Source organism: Nocardioides salsibiostraticola, from assembly GCF_054783655.1.
Genome location: NZ_BAAGQD010000014.1, coordinates 412,062 through 432,405 on the forward strand (window position 1 = coordinate 412,062; position 20,344 = coordinate 432,405).

Below are 20,344 nucleotides of genomic sequence, written 5' to 3' on the forward strand. Positions count from 1 at the left end.
ACTCGCCCGTAACCCTCGATTCATGGCAGGTTGTTTGCTGAGGCCGGATTCCCGGTCGAACCTGTCGAGGGGGCTGGATGTCGTTCAAGCGACTGGCGATCGTCAACCGTGGTGAGGCGGCCATGCGGCTGATCCACGCCGTGCACGAGATCAACGCCGAGAACACGGGCGACGAGCCGCCCATCGAGACCATTGCGCTGCACACCGAGGGCGAGTCCACGGCGATGTTCGTGCGGGAGGCGGACCTCTCTTACGACCTGGGGCCGGCCTCCGCTCGCCCGTATCTCGACCTCGCGGTCCTCGAGCGCGCGCTCGTGGAGACCGGAGCCGACGCTGTCTGGCCCGGTTGGGGCTTCGTGGCCGAGGACCCGAGGTTCGTCGATCTCTGCGACCGGCTCGGTGTCACCTTCATCGGCCCGAGCGCGGAGGCGATGCGCAAACTCGGCGACAAGATCGGGTCCAAGCTGATCGCTGAAGAGGTCGGCGTACCCGTCGCACCGTGGAGCCGCGGCGCGGTGGACACTCTGGCCGATGCCCTCAGCTCCGCAGAAGCGGTGGGCTACCCGTTGATGCTCAAGGCCACTGCGGGCGGTGGCGGACGGGGCATCCGGATGGTCGCCTCGGTTGCTGATCTCGAAGACGCCTTCCAGCGCACCAGCGACGAGGCGCAGCGCGCCTTCGGCAACGGCACCGTCTTCCTCGAGCGGCTGGTCACCGGCGCCCGCCACGTCGAGGTGCAACTCATCGCCGACTCCCACGGCACCGCCTGGGCCCTCGGCGTGCGCGACTGCTCGATCCAGCGCCGCAACCAGAAGGTCATCGAGGAGTCGTCCTCGCCGCTGCTGAGCCTCGAGCAGACCGAGGAACTGAAGACTTCCGCCGAGCGTCTCGCTCTCGCGGTCGGGTACGTCGGCGCGGGCACCGTGGAGTTCCTCTACCACCCGGGGGAGCAGACGTTCGCCTTCCTCGAGGTCAACACCCGGCTCCAGGTGGAGCACTCGATCACCGAGATCACCACCGACGTCGACCTGGTGAAGGCCCAGATCCATGTCGCGCAAGGCGGTCGTCTGGAGGGCGACAAGCCGGGCGAGGTCGGGCACGCCGTCGAGGCTCGACTCAACGCCGAGGACCCCGACCGTGACTTCTCCCCGTCGCCGGGCCGCATCGTGCGGCTCGACCTCCCGTCGGGACCCGGCATCCGGGTCGACACGGGTGTCGCCGAGGGCGACCTGATCCCGCCGGACTTCGACTCGATGATCGCCAAGGTCATCGCCTACGGCCGCACCCGTGAAGAGGCCCTGGCGCGGCTGCGTCGGGCCATGTCCTCCACGACGGTCGTCATCGAGGGTGGCGCCTGCAACAAGAGCTTCGTCCTCGACCTGCTGGCTCAGCCCGAGGTCATCAACGGCACGGGCGGTTGGGCCGACACCAGTTGGATCGACCGGGTCCGCGCCGAGGGACGCCTGGTGGCCCAGGCCCACTCCGGAGTGGCGATCGTCGCGGCAGGGATCGAGGCCTATGTCGACGGCCTGCGCCTCGAGACCGCCCGACTCCTGGAGACCGCCCGCGGCGGTCGACCGACGGCCTCGCACGAAGCCGGTCGCCCGGTGGAGCTCAAACTGCGCGGTACGACGTACCGCGTCTCGACGGTGAACACGGGCCCTGGCCGCTACCGGGTCACGGTCGTCACCGGCGACGACGAGCAGACGGTCGAGGTGCGCGTCGAGCGTCTCGACGACTTCCATCGTCGCCTGGTCATCGGTAGCCGCCGCTACCACCTGGTCACCGCGACGCACGGCCCCACGACGCTCGTCGAGGTCGACGGGGTCGCCCACCGGGTCACGCGTGACGAGGGCGGCGTGCTCCGCTCGCCGGCCCCTGCGCTCGTTGTCGCTACCCCGGCCGCCGTCGGCACCGAGGTCGAGGCCGGTGCTGCGGTGCTGGTCCTGGAGTCGATGAAGATGGAGACCGTGATCCATGCGCCCTTCGCGGCGCGGGTCAAGGAGTTGCTGGTCATCACCGGCAGCCAAGTCGAGACCGGCGCGGCACTGGTTCGGCTCGAGCCCCTGGGCGACGGTGCCGAGGAGGCCGCCGCGGTGGCCGGCCCCGACCTGGACCTGCCCGGCCCCGACGCCGAGGACCCGCGAAAGCGCGCTGAACGCGCTCTCGCGGCGCTGAAGGCCGTCGTCCTGGGGTACGACGTCCCGCCTCAGGATCAGGACTCCGCCCTGTCGGAGTACCTCGCGGTCCGCGGCGAGCTGCAGCGTGTCGACGCAGCAGCGGGATCGGTGATCGCCGACGAGCTCTCGCTGCTGGCGATGTTCGCCGATCTCGCCGAGTTGAGTCGCAACCGTCCAGCCGACGAGGAGCGACAGACCGAGTTGCGCGTGCACAGCTCACGCGAGCACTTCCACACCTTCCTGCAGAACCTGGACGTCGAGCGCGGCGGGTTGCCACCACAGTTCCAGGACCGACTGCTGCGCGTCGTCGGTCACTACGGCGTCACGGACCTCGAGCGGACCCCGGCGATGGAGGAGGCGGTCTTCCGGATCTTCCTGGCCCAGCAACGCTCGACCCCCGAGGTCGCGCTGATCTCGGCCGTCCTCGGCGCTTGGATCGAGGAGCCACCGCCGATCGGCGAACTCGCCGGGCAGGCCCGGGGAGTCCTGGAGCGACTGGGTCGAGCGACCCAGCTGCGCTATCCCGTGGTCGGAGACCTGTCCCGCAGCGTGCGTTTCCGCTGGTTCGACCAGCCTGCGGTGGATGCCGAACGGGCCGACGTGTTGGCCGGAGTGCGCGACGAGCTGTCCGCACTGGACGACGTGCAGGTGGCGAACCGAGACGCACGGGTCGAGGCGTTGGCCGCGATCCCCGAGCAGATCGTGCGCTTCCTCGCCGCGCGCCTCGAGGACGGAGTGCCCGAGCGGGAGCCGATGCTCGAGGTTCTCGCCCGGCGCCACTACCGCGAGTTCGACCTGCACGATCTGTCGATTCCCAGCACCGGCTCACGACCCTTCGTGGTTGCCTCCTACACCCTCGACGACCGGCCCACCCGGCTGGTCTCGACGGTCGGCACGGTCGCCGAACTCGACGATCCGACCAGCGACCTGGTCGCGGCGGTGAGCGAGCACGTGAGGGGTCGTGGCGCCGACCAATGCGTCGTCGATCTCTACCTGTCCTGGCCCGACGCCCCCGAGTCGGCCGAGGAGATGAGTGAACGACTCAGCGCCCTGGTCGCGGCTGTCCCGGCCGCGCAGGACGTACGCCGCCTCTCGGTCGCGGTGTGCCCCGGTAACGGACGTGAGGTGGGCTACTTCGCGTTCCGGCCCACCGACGACGGTGGCGTGGTCGAGGACGAGACGACCCGCGGGATCCACCCGATGGTCGGACGTCGGCTCAACCTCTGGCGGCTGCGGAACTTCCACGTCACTCGGGTCGAGGCGCCGCAGGACGTGCTGCTCTACGAGTGTGTGGCCCGGGAGAACCCCACCGACCGGCGTCTCGTGGCGCTGGCGCAGGTTCGCCAGATGTCCGTGGTGCGCGACGAGAACGGCGCGGTCACCTCGCTGCCACACGCCGAGCGCGCGGTCGAGCATTGCCTCGAGGCGATCCGCCGAGCTCGGGTCGCCCGCGGCGCCGCTGGCGCCAAGTGGGACATGAACCACGTGTGGGTCCATGTCTGGCCGGTCGTGGAGGTCGACGTAGCCGGGTTGAGTGCCCTGGGCACCAAGATCCGTCCGCTCACCGACGGGGCCGGTATCGAGGAGGTCCTGGCTGAGGGTCGCGTCGCTGTTCCGGGAGGGGGGTCGTCCGCGGCCGTCGTACGGTTCGGCGCCTCGCCCGGCGCGGGCGTGGTCTCGAGCATCGAGGAGCCCCCCACCGAGTTGCTGAAACCCCTGGACGACTACTCCGCGAAGGTGGTGCGTTCGCGTCGTCGCGGACTGGTGTACCCCTACGAGCTCACCGGGATGCTGGCCGGTCTCGGTGGCTCGCTGGTCGAGCACGACCTCGACGAATCGGGACGCCTGGTCCCGGTCGATCGGGCTCCTGGACTCAACACCGCAGGGATCCTGGCCGCCGTGGTGACCACGCCGACGCTGCTCCACCCCGAGGGCGTCACCCGTGTGGTCCTGTGCGGGGACCCGACCAAGTCCTTGGGCTCGGTCTCCGAGCAGGAGTGTCTCCGCGTGATCGCCGCGCTCGATCTGGCCGAGGAGTTGCAGGTTCCGGTCGAGTGGTTCGCGCTGTCCGCGGGCGCCCGGATCTCGATGGGCTCCGGCACCGAGAACATGGACTGGGTGGCCAAGGCCCTGCGCCGGATCGTGGAGTTCACCCAGGACGGTGGCGAGATCAACGTCGTCGTGGCCGGCATCAACGTCGGGGCACAGCCGTACTGGAACGCCGAGGCCACGATGCTGATGCACACCAAGGGCATCTTGGTGATGACTCCTGACAGTGCGATGGTCCTGACCGGGAAGCAGTCCCTGGACTTCTCCGGCGGCGTCTCGGCCGAGGACAACTACGGAATCGGCGGCTACGACCGGGTGATGGGCCCCAACGGGCAGGCGCAGTACTGGGCGCCACACCTGGCGGGGGCGTTCGAAATCCTGCTCGCGCACTACGAACACACCTACGTCGTGCCCGGGGAGAACGGCCCACGTCGAGTGGCCACGAGCGACCCGGTCGACCGCGACATCTCCTCCTACCCGCACGACATCGAGGGCAGTGACTTCAGCACCGTCGGTGAGATCTTCTCAGCGTCCAGCAACCCTGACCGCAAGAAGGCCTTCGACATCCGCACGGTGATGGCAGCGGTCGCCGACCAGGATCACCCCACCCTCGAACGGTGGGCGGGGATGGCCGATGCCGACACCGCCGTGGTGCAGGACGCCCACCTGGGCGGCTATCCGGTCTGCCTGTTGGGCATCGAGTCCCGGTCGGTGCCGCGACGTGGTTTCCCGCCGGCCGACGGTCCCGACACCTACACCGCCGGCACGCTCTTCCCGCGGTCCTCGAAGAAGGCGGCGCGGGCGATCAACGCGGCCAGTGGCAACCGACCGTTGGTGGTGCTGGCCAACCTGTCGGGCTTCGACGGCTCACCGGACTCCATGCGCAACCTGCAGCTCGAGTACGGCGCGGAAATCGGCCGAGCCATCGTCAACTTCGACGGTCCGATCGTGTTCTGCGTGATCTCGCGCTACCACGGCGGTGCGTTCGTGGTCTTCTCCAAGGCTCTCAACCCGGGGATGACGGTGCTGGCGCTCGAGGGATCGTTCGCCTCGGTGATCGGCGGCGCCCCAGCGGCAGCCGTCGTGTTCACCGGCGAGGTGGACAAGCGCGCGGCCACCACCCCGGCGATGATTGCCCTCGGAGAGCGGATCGAGCAGGCCACCGGTGCCGAGCGGATCGCGCTACTGGTCGAGCAGTCCGAGTTGCGAGCGGTGACCCGTGCGGAAAAGATCAGCGAGGTCGCCGCGGAGTTCGACGGCATCCACGACATCCACCGGGCGGTGGAGGTCGGCTCGGTCGACGCCGTTGTCTCGGCTGCGAGCCTTCGGCCGCAGATCGTGTCCGCGATCGAGGCGCACGGGGGAGTTTCCTGACCGGTTGCGATTGACCCTTGCGACCGTCCCTCGCACTCTGCGAGGGTTGGCGCGGGCGCGGCCCACGGCTTGGGGGCCGGAGACGCCCGGGTGGGAGGGCCGTCCAATGATCTCGGGTCTCGGTGATGAGACGCCGTTTCGGGTCAATCTGCTCGGTTCCCTCTCCCTCGTGCGCGGTGGGGTGGAGTTCCACCTCGGCCCGTGCGAGCAGCGGTTGGTGGCATTCCTGGCCATTCACGACTACGCCCCGAAGCGGTCCTTCGTGGCTTCCAGCCTGTGGCCCGACACGACCGAGTCGCGGGCCCAGAGTCGTCTGCGCACGGCCCTCTGGCGCCTCCATCAGGGCACCGGGGAAGGCTTGCTGCGGACCGACGGACACGAGGTGCGATGGGACGAAGGAGTCCTCTTCGACGTCCGGGAGGTGCGGACCCGTCTAGACCTCTTCGACGGCGGGGACGGCCCCGAGGTCAGGCCTGAAGAGTTGTCGCGGGACCTACTCGAGGGCTGGTACGACGACTGGGTCCTGGTAGCCCGAGAGCAGTTCCGCCAACTCCGTCTCGATGGCCTGGAACGCCTGTGTGAACACCTGACATCGGTGGGCCGGTACGCCGAGGCGGTTCAGGCCGGTCTGGCCGCCGTAGCCGCCGAGCCGCTGCGCGAGTCCGCCCATGTGGTCGTGCTGCGTGCCCACTGCGCCCAGGGCAATCCGGCGGAGGCAGTCCGCCAGTACCTCACCTATGCGCGCTTGATCTACGTCGAGCTGGGACTGCGGCCCCGACCGATAGAGGCCCTGCTTCCCGGTGCTGACCTACGAGGGCTGCGGATCCCCGTCAGTCGGCTGGGCGACACCGGGTTGGGCGACGTCGGAGGCGGTGGACTCGGACTGAGCTGAGTCGGACTGAGCGGACTCGGACTGAGCTGAATCGGTGCCATCGGACTCCGCCCAGGCCACGGTGCTGAACGACGAGAGCTGCTCCAGCGCGCTCGCCGAGGCATCGTCCGGGATCATCAACAGGACTCGACCCGACCCCGACACCCGGACCACCTCCGCCCCCGGCAATCGGCTGGCCAGGTCAGCGGCCTGCTGAGCGAGCTCGCCGGGCTCGACCGCGGGGTCCGCCAGTTTGATCACGATGCGTTCCATGTTGCCTCCATCACACCAGCAGGGGTTCAGCCACAGTAACTCTACGGCTGCGTTGCTCGACCATGAGCAAGGGCGAGTTCATCCGTGGGGTGCCCGCACTCCCGTTCGCACCCTCACCAGTCCTGCCGTAGGACAGGCGGAGCAGAGCCGCGCCGGTCCCCGCGAGCCCGAGCATCAGTCCCGGGGTGGCGGTGGGTTGCTGCGGGCTGCCCTCCACCCCGCACCTCCACGATCCGGTTGCCTCGAGGTGCCGCACGCCGACGCCGACGGCAGCAGCGGCGGCCGGCAACCACGACCGGTCCTCCAACACCTCGCTGGCCAGGAGGAAGAAGTCGATCAAGCCCGCGGCGCCGTGGCAGAGCGAGAAGTTCGCGGCGTACTCACCGGGGGTGGCCCTTCCCAGCGCGCTCAGGCTGCTCTGAGCGAAGTGGAGTGCCGCCGTCGCCTCGGCCAGCGCGGCGGGGTCTCCGGTTGCCGCCCAGATCTGGAGGCGGGTCACCCCGACCCCAAGACTGCCGTGGCACCACAGATGGGGGGCGGTCGGGCGCCGACCCTCGGTCAGGTCCAGGCGGGTGTACTCACGTAGGTCCGGCCAGCCCTCGGGGGTGCCACCGAACCAGGCCCGTTCCGAGCGGCAGGCCTGCCGACTCGCCTCGGCGAACGCCTCGTCACCGGTGCATGAAGCGAGTTCGGCCAGCGCCAGCGCAGGTCCCGAGGCGCCGTGCCCCAGCCCGCACAGGGGCGGTTCGGTGCTGCCGTCCCCAGATGGCCAGATCCACCCGGTCGGAGTGCGGTCCGCCGCGTCGATCAGCCGCTCGCCCAGTTGTCGCACCCGTTCGTGCAGCGTCGTGAGCACGGCGCTGGGGGCACGCCCGCTCTGCTCGAGGTGGCGGATCGCGCCGAGCAGACCCACGACGATTCCGGCGTCCCCGGAGATGAGATCGGACTCCGACCCGTGACCAGGTGAGGATGCTGCCGCGTGCTCGGACGCCTGGAGAATGACGTCGATAGCCTGCGACTCCAGGGCATCGTCGGCCAAGACCTGACTGGAACGCAGACAAGCCAACCCCACGCCGGTACTACCCGCGTGAAGGGACGGCGAGGGGTTGTCTCTGGTCCAGTCGAGGCCGTGGCGCAAGCCCGCCCGAGCGGTGGCGGAGATCTCGGGGTCGGCCAGCGCACTCCCGGCGAAGGCCAAGAACCATCCGATGCCGGCCGACCCGGAATACAGCGAACCGCCCACGTCATGGTGAACGACCGGAAAGGCTCCATCGAACTCCACGACCTCGTCGCCGAGCCACAGACAGCGAGAACCCGAGGCGTCCCACAGGGCCTCGTCGGACAGCGTGTGAGCGATGTCGGCGACCAGGTCCAGGAGGAGTCGACGATCGACCCGAACGGGGTTGCGGGCCATCTCACCCCACGCGATCGAAGGCGACGTAGTCACGAGTCTCACCCCGTTCCAGGTAGGGACGTGCGGGGTCGAGGCCCGTCTTCCGGAACGCCTCGTCCACGAGAGGCTCGATGTCGACGGGCCGTTCAACCGAGAGGAGGGCGTCGGCCACCAAGCGACATCGCTCGGTTCCGAAACTGGCTCCGTCGGCATCGCCGTCGGCTGCCCCCACGCCCCGGTGGAGACGGGCCGTGAGCCTCGGACACGCCTCGCCGAGGGCTTCATGATCGTCCAGAGCACGCACCGCCGGAGCGAGCAGAGCGTGAAGCTCGCCATGAAACCGGTCCCGCGGCGCGTAGAGGACCACGCTGTCGGGTCGTTGGAGCTCGTTGAGTCCGAGGGACACCTTGAACGCGTAAGGCCCGTCCCAGTCCGTCAGGACACCGGAGAGGATCTGTACGGCGGTGGTGGCGTGCGGCAGGTCGACGTTGAAGTACACCCGAGTGAGGCACGGGAGGGTTCCGCGCGCGGAGAGTTCCCACCACTGCTTGTTCCGGCACACCCAGAAGCCGTCCTCTACCTCGGCGTGGACAGCGCCGACGGCGAGCGGATCGCCCGCACGGGGGCGGTGCCCAGGAGCAACCAGGTTGATGTAGTCCCCCAGCCGAAGGGTGCGGATGAGCTGCAGATCGGGGTCGGGTGACTCCTCGTAGGCCTGGACCCGACCGGCGTTCGAGGAACGCTGGGCCGTCCAGCCGATTTCGAATCGGCCGGAGAGCACATGCGCGGCCTCCAGGGCGCCGACGGCATCGAGCTCGACCGGCTGCGGGGGGCCATCAGGGGCCACTGGTTTGGTGGCCTGCAGGAACCACTCCTGGTACAGCAGGTCGGTCAGCCGCGACCGGGGCTCTTGGCTCACGGTGGCGTCCTGGGGAGGTGCACCGGCGGCGGGGACGAACTCGGCGAGAGCCGTCAGATCTGCGGGGTGCATCACGCAGCCACCGTTCTCCACGCCGCGTCGAAGAGTTCTGGGGAAGCCTTCAGCGCCAACGCCAGAGCCAGGTGTCGGTCGCGTTCCGTCGACTCAGCGGGGTCGGCAGCGTCGGAGCGGTGCTGATACTCCTGCTGGGCCAGTTGGAGTGCTCGAAGGACAAGTCGTGCGGCGGTGTAGATGAGCAAACGGTCCTTGAAGTCGTCGTGCTCGCCGAGGAGCTCGGTTCTGGCCGCGTAGGCGCGCAGGAGGACCAGGCCCACTCCGGACAGGACAGGCATCGCCGAGGCAGCATCCACGGCATTGCTGGCACTGAGCATCTCCTGAAGCGCCGAAGCGATGTCCCAGGCCGGATCCCCGTAACCGCCGAACTCCCAGTCGATCAAGACGATCTGGCCATGCGCGTCCACCAGGGCGTTGTCGAAGCGCAGATCTCCGTGGATGACCGTCGAGGGCCGCCATAGGTCGGCCGCGGTGGCCAGCCAGGAATCCAGGGAGGGACCCGGGGAGGCGTCCATCGTGGCGACGAAGTCGGCCACCGGCGGGTTGGAGGTCAAGAAATCCGGCCGGTCGGCGCCGAAGGCGCCGAACACCCAGGGCACCTCGGCGACCGGTGCCCGCGCGACCGAACGAACGGCGTTCCGGTGCCAATCACCGATGGCCTCCCCGAACGAGGCAGCCAGGAGACCGTCACTCCAACGGTTTCGCGCAGCGCGCTCGGCGACGCTCTCCAACTCGGGGAGGTATTCGAGGACGAGAAATCCCGAGTCCGGATCGGCATGGTGCACGTGGGGAACGAGTTTGGCCAGCGTCTCGTCGTCGGCCGCCAGCCGGTAGACGTCTCGTTCCTGGGCGGGGCTTCCCTGTCGTCGATCCTCGTTGGGCAGCAGTTGTTTGACGACGTAGGCCCGGTAGCCGTCGGCGCCGTACCGTCCGAGTTCCACGATCGCCACCCGGTGAGATCGGCTCGCGTCGCGACCACGGATGCCGTGGACGTGGATCTCATCCGCCGTGACCAGCCCTTGAGCCAGCAACACGCGAGTGAGCTGGCCCAAGGTGGCCTTCCCCGCATTCAGGGACTGGTTCACTGGCCGCCGGTTCCGGACTCCCACAGGTGGGTGTTCCCGTCGTCGTCGATCCAGTAGTACTCCGCGTCGCCCTCGGACCAGAGTTCACCCTCGGTGGTCGGTTCGGGCTCCCAGGCGTGCAGGTTGCCTTCCTCGTCGGCGTACACGTACTCGGCGCCGCCCAGGGTCTCATCGGCCCGGAACCGCTCGACCGGGTTCCGCGTGACGCCGAAACCCCCGCCGAAACCCCCTACGAAACCCCCTACGCTGCCCGGGTTGAGCACCGTCTGTCCAGGTTTGATGACGGTTTCACCCGGTCTGATGATGGTGTCGGGGCAGGCCAGCGCGGAGGGGCAGGCGTCGATCTGGGACTGACCGCAGAAGCTGATCTGGGTGATGGCGCACGTCACGATATGGGTGGACACGCACGCCTGGAACCTGCTTTTGACCGGGCAGAGCACCGGCAGCCGAGAGACCTTGCACAGCGCCAGCCGGGTCGGGGGGCAGCCGATCTTGGTAATCGGCGGACAGCTCAACCGGGAGGATTGGCACACGATGATCAACCGGGAGGATTGGCAAGCGACGATCAACTTGCTCGGGGGAAGGGCGACGATCGGACTGACGCACTCCAGCGCGGCGCGGGCATCGACCCGGCCGTAGCCCCATTCGTTGTCGAACGAACCAGCACCCAGCTTCACCGCGGTGTCGATGAGGCACTGCTTGATCGCGGCGTTGGTCTTGGACGTGTTGCGACTCCACATCAGGGCCGCGAGGCCGGTGACGAGGGGACACGCCATGGAGGTGCCCTGAAGGTAGTCGTAGTTCACGTTCCTCGGGATCGTCACCGGGTAGGTCGGCATCGTGCTCAGGATCGAGCTGCCGGGTGCCACGACCGTGACTTCGGGGCCGTGGTTCGAGAAGCCGGAGACGTTGTCGGACGCCGTCGTGGAGCCGACTGCGATCACGCCCGGGACCGTGGTCGAGTAGGCCGCCGGCCAGATGACCGGACCGCCGTTGTCGTTACCGGCAGCAGCGCACACGAGCATCCCGCGGGTGCTGGCGTAGTTGCAGGCATCCAGCTTGGTCTGGTTGGCGCCCCCGCCACCGCTGTAGTTGATGACGGCCTTGAGGTTGTTGGCCACGGCGAAGTCGGTGATCTCCTCGATGGCGTCCGCGAGATCGGCCGAACTGCCGTTGCCGTTGGTGTCGAGGGTCCGGCAGATGTAGAGCCGGGAGCCCCAGTTCATCCCGCTCACCCCGGTGCCGTTGTTGCTCGAGGCTGCTGCGGTGCCGGCGACGTGCGTGCCGTGGCCGTTCAGGTCGCGGGGGGTGCCGCCGTCGACGAAGTCGGTGCCCAAGGTGATGCGGGAGGTGTCACTGAGGTCGGGGTGATCGAGGGACCCTCCGGCGCTCATGGAGATTCCGCTGTCGATGATGCCGATGAGCACCGTCGTCTTGCCGGTCTCGAGATCCCACGCGGCGGGGGCGTTCACCTTCGGCCAGGCCCACTGGTCGGCGTACCGCGGGTCGGAGGGGATCACGGCGGCGTGGTCGATGACGTCCGGTTCGGCGTACTCCACGTCCTTGCGGTTGTTCAGCGCCTTGGCGGTGGTGATCACATCCCCCGCGGGGACGGAGAGAAGCGCCCGTCCGCGTGCACTCGGTGGTCGGACGACTTCGGCGCCGGCGGTCTCGCTGATCACCTCAGCGCAGGTGTGGGCGACCGATGCCTGGTCGCTGTCCGGCGCCGGTCTCTTGAACTTGATGATCACCCGCCCCTCGAGATACTCGACGTTGCGTCTGCCCCACTTGCCAGTGGCTACTTCGCGGGCTGTCTCGTTCTCATCAGGTGTGAGCATGGCGGTTCCTTCTTCGCTGGGCGTCGCGCCGGGACCCCACTGTCGTCCGGACCCGTCACGGTGGCGTCACCGGAACGCCACGGACCTCGGACCGGAGTTCCCGGAGGTCCGGGACCTTGGACCCTGCCCGGGGGCGGGCGATGTCGCCTGTACTGGCAACGCAGGCGCGACCACCGACGGCGGGCCGGTCAGGAGACCGAAGATGCGTGACCGGACGCCGTGGTTGATGTTGGCCATGGCCACCGTCGGCTTCGCGATCAACTTCTGGGCCTGGGCGCTCCTGAGCCCGTTGGGTCCGGTGTTTCGCGACAACGGCGCGTTGGGCGCGCTCAGCGAGGCGCAGGTCGCCCTTCTGGTGGCCGTGCCCGTGATCGTGGGCTCGGTCGGCCGGATCCTGGTGGGTGCGCTCACCGACAAGTACGGCGGCCGCGAGATGTTCGTCGCCGTCTCCGTGGCGACCATCGCGCCGGTTTGCTTCATCGGCTTCTTCGCCCAGACCAGTTACCCCGCCATGCTGTTCGGCGGGTTCTTCCTCGGGATCGCCGGGACCTCGTTCGCGGTGGGCGTGCCCTACGTAAACGCCTGGTTCCCGCCCGAACGTCGGGGCCTTGCAGTCGGCATCTTCGGGGCCGGCATGGGCGGCACGGCCATCAGCGCGCTGACCACCGTGCAGCTCTACACCAACGTCGGGGACAAGGCGCCCTTCGTCGCAGCGGCCACGGCCCTCGCCGTCTTCGCGATCGTCGCCTGGGTGGTGATGAAGGACGCCCCTGGGCGCACCCCACCCGCCGGAACGCTCGTCAGCCGGTTGGTGGCGAACGCCCGGCTTCCCATCACCTGGCAGGCCAGCATCCTCTACGCGGTCGCCTTCGGCGGGTACGTCGCGTTCTCGGTCTATCTGCCGGCCTACCTCAAGACCGCCTACCTGCTCGACCCTGCGGACGCCGCCAACCGGATGGCCGGGTTCGTCCTGGTCGCGGTGCTGATGAGGCCCGTGGGGGGTTGGCTCTCGGACAGGTTCGGACCCGTCACCGTGCTCGCCGCCGGATATGCAGTGGTCGTGGGCGGTGCGGCCGTCGCCGCCACGACGCCCCTTCTCGAACACGTGGGAACCGTCGCCTTCCTGGCCATGGCCATGGCGCTCGGCTCCGGCACGGGGGCCACCTTCGCCCTGATCGCCCGGGTGACCGATCCGTCGAGGGTGGGCGGCGTGACCGGTCTGGTCGGCGCCGCCGGTGGTCTGGGTGGCTTCGTGCCGCCGCTGATCATGGGCTACATCTACGGCCACACCGACTCCTACGCCATCGGACTGTGGATGTTGGCGGGCACCGCAGCCCTCACGCTGCTGCTGACCGTCACCGTGGTCCGCCACACCACCCAGCAACACACCACCGAGCAGAAGGTGACTCGATGAACCCTCCGGCGAAGAAGGACATCGGCATGGACGGCGCGCTGGCGGACGCACTCGTGCGCAGCCGCCGCTTCTTCACCAAGGGCACCGTCTCGAAGGACCTACGGACCCTGTCGCAGGTGGGCGGCCGGGAGGCCGACGACTTCTACCGGGACCGATGGAGCCACGACAAGGTGGTGCGCTCCACCCACGGGGTGAACTGCACCGGGTCGTGCTCCTGGAAGGTCTACGTCAAGGACGGCATCATCACCTGGGAGACCCAACAGACCGACTATCCCTCGGTCGGTCCCGACTCACCGGAGTACGAGCCACGCGGTTGCCCCCGGGGCGCAGCCTTCTCCTGGTACACCTACTCACCGACCCGGGTCCGCTACCCCTACGTCCGGGGGGTCCTGCTCCAGATGTTCCGCGAGGCGAAGAGCCAGCACGGGGGCGACCAGGTCAAGGCGTGGGAGCACATCGTCGAGAACCCCCAGCGGGCAAAGGCCTACAAGTCCGCGCGCGGCAAGGGTGGTCTGGTGCGGGCCACCTGGGAGGAAGCCAGCGAGATCATCGCGGCCGCCCACGTGCACACGATCAAGGAGTACGGCCCCGACCGGGTGGCCGGGTTCTCTCCGATCCCCGCGATGTCGATGGTCTCGCACGCCTCCGGCGCGCGTTTCGTGAACCTCATCGGTGGCTCGATGTTGAGCTTCTACGACTGGTACGCCGACCTCCCGGTCGCCTCGCCCCAGGTGTTCGGCGACCAGACCGACGTCCCGGAGTCGGGAGACTGGTGGAACGCCGGCTATCTGATCATGTGGGGGTCCAACCTCCCGGTCACCCGCACGCCGGACGCCCACTGGATGACCGAGGCGCGCTACCGCGGCCAGAAGGTGATCGCCGTCGCGCCGGACTACGCCGACAACGTCAAGTTCGCCGACGAATGGCTACCGGCCAAACCGGGCACGGACGGGGCCCTGGCGATGTCCATGGGGCACGTCGTGCTCAAGGAGTTCTTCGCCGACCGACGAACGCCCTACTTCACCGAGTACGTCAAGACTTACACCGACCTGCCGCACCTGGTCCGACTGGAGGAGGCGGGGGAGGGCGAGTACACCGCAGGCAAGTTCCTCACCGCCGCAGACCTCGCCGACCACGAGGAGGACGAGAACGCCGCCTTCAAGACCGTGCTCATCGACTCGCGGACCGGCGAGCACGTGGTGCCCAACGGTTCGCTGGGTCACCGGTACGGCGAGGCGGGGGTCGGCAAGTGGAACCTCGATCTCGAGGAGGTGGACCCGTTCCTGACCCTGCTGGACACGGCAACGGAGGCGGTCGTCGTACGGATGCCGAGGTTCGACACCCCTGATGGTTCGGCGGCGGACCTGCCGCGCGGGGTGCCGACCCGCCGGGTCGGTGGCCACCTGGTCACCACCGTCTTCGATCTGCTCATGGCGCAGTACGGCGTGGGTCGGACGATCCACGGGCAGAGCCTGCCGGGGGAGTGGCCGTCCGGGTACGACGACGCCTCGTCGCCGTACACCCCTGCCTGGCAGGAGGGCATCACCGGAGTCCCGGCCGCGACCGCAGCCCGGATCGGGCGGGAGTTCGCTGCCAACGCCGAGGAGTCCAAGGGCCGCTCGATGATCGTGATGGGCGCCGGGACGAACCACTGGTTCCATTCCGACACCATCTACCGAGCCTTCCTCACCCTCACCAACCTCACGGGATGCCAGGGAGTCAACGGTGGAGGGTGGGCCCACTACGTCGGCCAGGAGAAGGTCCGCCCCATCACCGGCTACACCCAGATCGGAAACGCCCTCGACTGGAGTCGGCCTCCGCGCAACATGATCCAGACCGCGTTCTGGTATCTACACACCGACCAGTTCCGCTACGACCAGTTCGGAGCCGACACCCTCTCGGCGACCACCGGAAAGGGGCAGCTGGCCGGGAAGTCGACGGCCGACGTCATCGCCCAGAGTGCGCGGATGGGATGGATGCCGTCCTACCCCACCTTCGACCGCAACCCGCTCACCCTCAGCGACGATGCAGCCGCCGCCGGGAAACCCGTGGGCGAGTACGTCGTGGACCAGCTCAAGTCCGGTGACCTCGACTTCGCGGGCGAGGACCCCGACGCCCCGGGCAACTATCCCCGGATCCTCTCGATCTGGCGGGCCAACCTGCTCGGTTCCTCCGGCAAGGGCAACGAGTACTTCCTCAAGCACCTCCTCGGCACCGACTCCTCGGTGCGCGCCACTGAGACGCCCGAGGGCCAGCGGCCGGTCGACGTGCGGTGGAGGGACGAGGCCCCCGAGGGCAAACTCGACCTGCTGATGACGATCGACTTCCGGCAGACCAGCACCACGATCTTCTCCGACGTCGTTCTGCCCGCCGCGACCTGGTACGAGAAGCACGACCTGAACACCACCGACATGCACCCGTTCGTGCACTCCTTCAACCCGGCCATCGCCCCGCCGTGGCAGACCCGCACCGATTGGGATGCCTGGCAGACGATCGCCGAGAAGTTCAGCGAGTTGGGGGCCACCCACCTGGGTGTCCGCAAGGACGTGGTGGCCGTTCCGCTGACTCACGACACCCCTGATGCGATGGCCAACCCCCACGGGGTGGTCCGGGACTGGAAGAAGGGTGAGTGTGAGCCGATTCCCGGGGTGACGATGCCCAAGTTGGTGGAGGTGGAACGCGACTACGGGGCGATCGCAGAGAAGATGAACTCCCTCGGACCACTGGTCGACGCTCTCGGAGCCACGACCAAGGGCGTCACGTTCGACCTGAGCGAACAGGTCGACTACCTGCGGGCCAAGAACGGCGCCGTCCGCGGTGGGGTGGCCGATGGGCGGCCCTCACTGAAACGCGACGTGAACGTCTGTGAGGCCATTCTCGCGATGTCGGGGACCACCAACGGTCGCCTGGCGACCCAGGGGTTCAAGACCCTCGAGAAGCGCACCGGTGTGCCGCTGGCCGACCTGGCTGAGGAACACGAGGGCAAACAGATCACCTTCGCCGACACCCAGGGTCCGCCCGTCCCGGTCATCACCTCCCCGGAATGGTCCGGCTCGGAGACCGGGGGCCGGCGCTACTCACCGTTCACGATCAACGTCGAGCGCAAGAAGCCCTGGCACACGCTGACCGGGCGGATGCACTTCTACCTCGACCACGACTGGATGACCGAGCTCGGAGAGGGGCTACCGATCTACCGTCCGCCGCTCAACATGGCGGCGCTCTTCGCCGAGCCCGCACTGGGGAACGTCTCCGACGGGTCAGCCATCGATGGAGTCGAGCAGGTCGAGGGGCTCACCGTCCGCTACCTGACCCCGCACAACAAGTGGTCCATCCACTCGGAGTATCAGGACAACCTGTTCATGCTGTCGCTCTCGCGGGGCGGACAGAACATCTGGATGAGTGACCGCGACGCGGTGAAGGTCGGCATCAAGGACAACGACTGGATCGAAGCGGTCAACCGCAACGGCGTTGTCGTTGCCCGAGCCATCGTCTCGCACCGGATGCCCGAGGGAACGGTGTACATGTACCACGCACAGGACCGGCTCATCGACGTCCCGATCGCCGAGACCTCCGGCAAACGGGGCGGCATCCACAACTCGCTGACCCGGTTGCTCGTCAAGCCGTCCCACTTGATCGGCGGTTACGCCCAGCTGACGTTCGCCTTCAACTACCTCGGTCCCACAGGCAACCAACGCGACGAGGTCACCATCATCCGCAAGCGTAGCCAAGAGGTGACGTACTGATGAGAGTCATGGCGCAGATGGCGATGGTGATGAACCTCGACAAGTGCATCGGGTGTCACACCTGCTCGGTGACCTGCAAGCAGGCGTGGACCAATCGCTCCGGGACGGAGTACATCTGGTTCAACAACGTCGAGACCCGTCCCGGTCTGGGCTATCCCCGGACCTATGAGGACCAGGAGAAGTGGAAGGGCGGGTGGGAGCTGAACAAGCGGGGCCGACTCAAGCTCAAGGCGGGTGGCCGGTTCAAGAACCTGGCGACGATCTTCTCCAACCCCAAGCTGCCCTCGATCGGTGAGTACTACGAGCCGTGGACCTACGACTACTCCACCCTCACCGACGCGCCCGCCCAGGAGCACACCCCGGTCGCGCGACCCAAGTCGCTGATCAGCGGCAAGAACATGAAGATCGAGTGGTCGGCCAACTGGGACGACGACCTGGGCGGCTCCACCGAGACCGCGCACCGCGATCCGATGCTGAAGAAGATCGCGGACAAGGTGAAGTTCGAGTTCGAGCAGACCTTCATGTTCTACCTGCCGCGGATCTGTGAACACTGTCTCAACCCCTCCTGCGCGGCTTCGTGCCCCAGCGGCGCCATCTACAAGCGCGAGGAGGACGGCATCGTCCTGGTCGACCAGGACAAGTGCCGCGGCTGGCGCAAGTGCGTGTCGGGGTGTCCCTACAAGAAGATCTACTTCAACCACCGCACCGGCAAGGCCGAGAAGTGCACGTTCTGCTTCCCGCGCATCGAGGTGGGACTGCCCACCGTGTGCGCCGAGACCTGTGTGGGCCGGCTGCGCTACATCGGGCTGATGTTGTATGACGCCGACAAGGTCCTCGAGGCCGCCTCGACCACCGACGATCAGGGCCTCTACGAAGCCCAGCGCGAGGTCTTCCTCGACCCCTTCGATCCCGAGGTGATGCGCGAGGCAGAGAGGGCCGGCATCGCCCGCGACTGGATCGACGCCGCTCAGCGGTCCCCGATCTACGCGCTGATCAACACCTTCAAGGTGGCCCTGCCGCTGCACCCGGAGTACCGCACCATGCCGATGGTCTGGTACATCCCGCCACTGTCTCCGGTGGTCGACGTCGTCCAGGAGACCGGCGAGGACGCGGAGGACAAGGGCAACCTGTTCGCTGCGATCGACGCCCTTCGGATCCCGGTCGAATACCTCGCGGAGCTGTTCACCGCCGGGGAGGTCGAGCCCGTCGACGCCGTGCTCAAGAAGCTGGCCGCGATGCGCTGCTACATGCGCGACATCAACATGGGCCGGGAGCCGGATGCCTCGATCCCGGCCGCGGTCGGGATGAGCGAGGAGGAGATGTACGACATGTACCGACTCCTGGCCATCGCCAAGTACGACGAGCGCTACGTCATCCCGAGTGCGCACGCCGAACAGGCTCACTCCCTGGAGGAGTTGTCCACCGAGTGCGCGGTCTCCGAGTACGGCGGGGGGCAACAGGACCACTTCGGCGAGGGGTCCGGCACGCCGACCCCGATTGCGGTCGAGAACTTTGCGATGCTTCGGGACCGGCAGACCTCCGATTCGCTGGCCGGCCCGGAGGACAAGGGGAGCCGGGTCAACCTGCTCAACTGGGACGGCAAGGGATCGCCGGCCGGGCTGTTCCCACCGAAGGACGCCGACTCGTGAGCCGCCGGCGTTCGACCCCGCACCTGTCGGCCGCACAGCTGACCATCGCGTGGCAGTCGGTGTCGCTGTTGCTGGACTACCCCGACGAGCAGGTCCTGACCAGCGCGGAGCTGGTCAGACCGGCCTGTGAGCGCTTGCCGAGTGCGATCAGGGAGCCGCTGCTGACCTTCGTGGCCCACCTCGAGTCGGCGCCCCTGCCGGAACTCCAGGCCGCCTACGTCGAGACCTTCGACAACCGCCGTCGTTGCAACCTCTTCCTCACCTACTTCGCCCACGGAGACACCCGCAAACGGGGGATGGCGCTGTTGCGTTTCAAGCAGACCTACCTGTCGGCGGGCTTCGAACTCGACGACGCCGAACTGCCCGATCACCTGTGTGTGGTGCTGGAGTTCGCGGCCACGGGGGACCAGGTCGCAGGCAGGGACCTGATGCTCGACCACCGAGCCGGCCTGGAGTTGTTGCGCCTCTCGCTGCGCGACATGGACTCACCCTGGGTGAGTCTGCTCGACGCGGTCACCGCCACCCTTCCGCCGCTGCGTGGGGACGAGCGGGACGCCGTACGCCGTCTGGCCGCGGCCGGCCCGCCCGAGGAGGAGGTGGGTCTGGCCCCCTTCGCCAACCCCCAGTTCAGCCCCGGTGCTTCGGCCGGAGCCGCTGTCGGCGCCACACCGCAGAAGACCCTGCTGCCCATGCCCTCGTTCCCGGGAGCCCGCTGATGACCACGTTCTTCTTCGTGTTGTTCCCCTACATCGCTCTGACGATCTTCGTCGTCGGCCACTGGTGGCGCTACCGCTACGACAAGTTCGGGTGGACCACCCGCTCCTCCCAACTCTACGAGAACCGACTGCTCCGCATCGGCAGTCCGCTGTTCCACTTCGGGATGCTCGGGGTGGTCGGTGGTCACATCATCGGGCTGCTGATCCCTCAGTCGTGGACCGATGCGGTCGGGATCGGCGAGACGACCTATCACGTGGTCGCGGTCGGGGGTGGGCTGCTCGCCGGCGTGGCCACCGTGGTCGGCATGGCGATCCTGATCTATCGACGGCGCACGGTCGGACCGGTCTTCTCCGCGACGACCGTCATGGACAAGGTGATGTACGCCTTCTTGGCCGCCGTGATCGTGCTGGGAATGTGGAACACCATCGCCGGATCCATCCTGACCATCGGTGGCCAATACAACTATCGCGAAGGCGTTTCGGTCTGGTACCGCTCGTTCCTCGCTTTCCAGCCCGACGGAGAGCTGATGGCCCAGGCGCCGCTGGGTTTCCAACTCCACGCCCTGGTGGCCTTCGCGCTCTTCGCGTTGTGGCCCTTCACCCGCCTGGTGCATGTGTTCAGTGCCCCGGTGGGCTACCTCACCCGCCCCTACATCGTCTACCGCAGTCGGGATGACAGCCTCATGGGCAGTCATCGTCCGCGCCGCGGCTGGGATCGGAGCGGATGAAGTGGGTCGACCCGACGGGCCTATGGTGAAGGTCGAC

The 20,344-nt window shown here is 68.0% G+C and carries 12 protein-coding genes; 7 read left to right on the forward strand and 5 right to left on the reverse strand.

Going from position 1 to position 20,344, the window contains the following annotated elements; translation table 11 throughout:
* Window positions 1-77 precede the first annotated feature (77 nt).
* Window positions 78-5,603, forward strand: coding sequence for an ATP-binding protein (locus tag ACYVLV_RS09330; protein ID WP_460809373.1), 5,526 nt, complete (start codon window positions 78-80; stop codon window positions 5,601-5,603).
* 106 nt (window positions 5,604-5,709) lie between these two features.
* Entirely contained in the window at window positions 5,710-6,495 is a 786-nt protein-coding gene (locus ACYVLV_RS09335; protein WP_460809374.1) for an AfsR/SARP family transcriptional regulator, read from the forward strand.
* Here ACYVLV_RS09335 and ACYVLV_RS09340 read toward each other — a convergent pair.
* The 5 genes from ACYVLV_RS09340 to ACYVLV_RS09360 are packed head-to-tail and all read right to left on the reverse strand — an operon-like array spanning window position 6,412 to window position 12,057.
* Window positions 6,412-6,747, reverse strand: coding sequence for a hypothetical protein (locus ACYVLV_RS09340; protein WP_460809376.1), 336 nt, complete (start codon window positions 6,745-6,747; stop codon window positions 6,412-6,414). The genes ACYVLV_RS09335 and ACYVLV_RS09340 overlap by 84 nt on opposite strands.
* 10 nt (window positions 6,748-6,757) lie before the next feature.
* Window positions 6,758-8,194, reverse strand: coding sequence for a lanthionine synthetase LanC family protein (locus ACYVLV_RS09345; RefSeq protein WP_460809378.1), 1,437 nt, complete (start codon window positions 8,192-8,194; stop codon window positions 6,758-6,760).
* Window positions 8,163-9,131: a T3SS effector HopA1 family protein gene (locus ACYVLV_RS09350; RefSeq protein ID WP_460809645.1), complete on the reverse strand. Its 969-nt coding sequence runs from the start codon at window positions 9,129-9,131 to the stop codon at window positions 8,163-8,165. Before ACYVLV_RS09350 ends, ACYVLV_RS09345 begins: the two co-directional genes overlap by 32 nt.
* Window positions 9,131-10,219 (reverse strand): phosphotransferase family protein, encoded by a 1,089-nt coding sequence (locus ACYVLV_RS09355; protein ID WP_460809379.1) that lies wholly within the window; start codon window positions 10,217-10,219, stop codon window positions 9,131-9,133. The genes ACYVLV_RS09350 and ACYVLV_RS09355 overlap by 1 nt, the downstream gene beginning before the upstream one ends.
* The gene (locus tag ACYVLV_RS09360; protein WP_460809380.1) at window positions 10,216-12,057 is read right to left on the reverse strand and encodes a S8 family serine peptidase; all 1,842 of its coding nucleotides are present in this window, start codon (window positions 12,055-12,057) and stop codon (window positions 10,216-10,218) included. The genes ACYVLV_RS09355 and ACYVLV_RS09360 overlap by 4 nt, the downstream gene beginning before the upstream one ends.
* Window positions 12,058-12,259: 202 nt before the next feature.
* Between ACYVLV_RS09360 and ACYVLV_RS09365 the strand changes: the two genes are divergently transcribed.
* From ACYVLV_RS09365 to narI, 5 genes are read left to right on the forward strand one after another with little or no spacing between them, the layout of a single operon-like run.
* On the forward strand, window positions 12,260-13,471 hold the full coding sequence (locus tag ACYVLV_RS09365; protein WP_460809381.1) for an MFS transporter: 1,212 nt from the start codon (window positions 12,260-12,262) through the stop codon (window positions 13,469-13,471).
* On the forward strand, window positions 13,468-17,214 hold the full coding sequence (locus tag ACYVLV_RS09370; RefSeq protein ID WP_460809383.1) for a nitrate reductase subunit alpha: 3,747 nt from the start codon (window positions 13,468-13,470) through the stop codon (window positions 17,212-17,214). The genes ACYVLV_RS09365 and ACYVLV_RS09370 overlap by 4 nt, the downstream gene beginning before the upstream one ends.
* Window positions 17,214-18,863: a nitrate reductase subunit beta gene (narH, locus tag ACYVLV_RS09375; RefSeq protein WP_460809386.1), complete on the forward strand. Its 1,650-nt coding sequence runs from the start codon at window positions 17,214-17,216 to the stop codon at window positions 18,861-18,863. The genes ACYVLV_RS09370 and narH overlap by 1 nt, the downstream gene beginning before the upstream one ends.
* A complete protein-coding gene (gene narJ, locus ACYVLV_RS09380; protein ID WP_460809388.1) occupies window positions 18,860-19,579 on the forward strand; it encodes a nitrate reductase molybdenum cofactor assembly chaperone in 720 nt (239 codons plus the stop codon). Before narH ends, narJ begins: the two co-directional genes overlap by 4 nt.
* Window positions 19,579-20,307 (forward strand): respiratory nitrate reductase subunit gamma, encoded by a 729-nt coding sequence (gene narI / locus ACYVLV_RS09385; RefSeq protein ID WP_460809390.1) that lies wholly within the window; start codon window positions 19,579-19,581, stop codon window positions 20,305-20,307. The genes narJ and narI overlap by 1 nt, the downstream gene beginning before the upstream one ends.
* Window positions 20,308-20,344 lie beyond the last annotated feature (37 nt).

Bases quoted from the DNA above. Each gene is read 5' to 3' on its own strand.
- ACYVLV_RS09330 (WP_460809373.1), top strand. From the start codon at position 78: ATGTCGTTCAAGCGACTGGCGATCGTCAACCGTGGTGAGGCGGCCATG.
- ACYVLV_RS09335 (WP_460809374.1), top strand. From the start codon at position 5,710: ATGATCTCGGGTCTCGGTGATGAGACGCCGTTTCGGGTCAATCTGCTC.
- ACYVLV_RS09340 (WP_460809376.1), bottom strand. From the start codon at position 6,747: ATGGAACGCATCGTGATCAAACTGGCGGACCCCGCGGTCGAGCCCGGC.
- ACYVLV_RS09350 (WP_460809645.1), bottom strand. From the start codon at position 9,131: ATGCACCCCGCAGATCTGACGGCTCTCGCCGAGTTCGTCCCCGCCGCC.
- ACYVLV_RS09360 (WP_460809380.1), bottom strand. From the start codon at position 12,057: ATGCTCACACCTGATGAGAACGAGACAGCCCGCGAAGTAGCCACTGGC.
- ACYVLV_RS09365 (WP_460809381.1), top strand. From the start codon at position 12,260: ATGCGTGACCGGACGCCGTGGTTGATGTTGGCCATGGCCACCGTCGGC.
- ACYVLV_RS09370 (WP_460809383.1), top strand. From the start codon at position 13,468: ATGAACCCTCCGGCGAAGAAGGACATCGGCATGGACGGCGCGCTGGCG.
- narH (WP_460809386.1), top strand. From the start codon at position 17,214: ATGAGAGTCATGGCGCAGATGGCGATGGTGATGAACCTCGACAAGTGC.
- narI (WP_460809390.1), top strand. From the start codon at position 19,579: ATGACCACGTTCTTCTTCGTGTTGTTCCCCTACATCGCTCTGACGATC.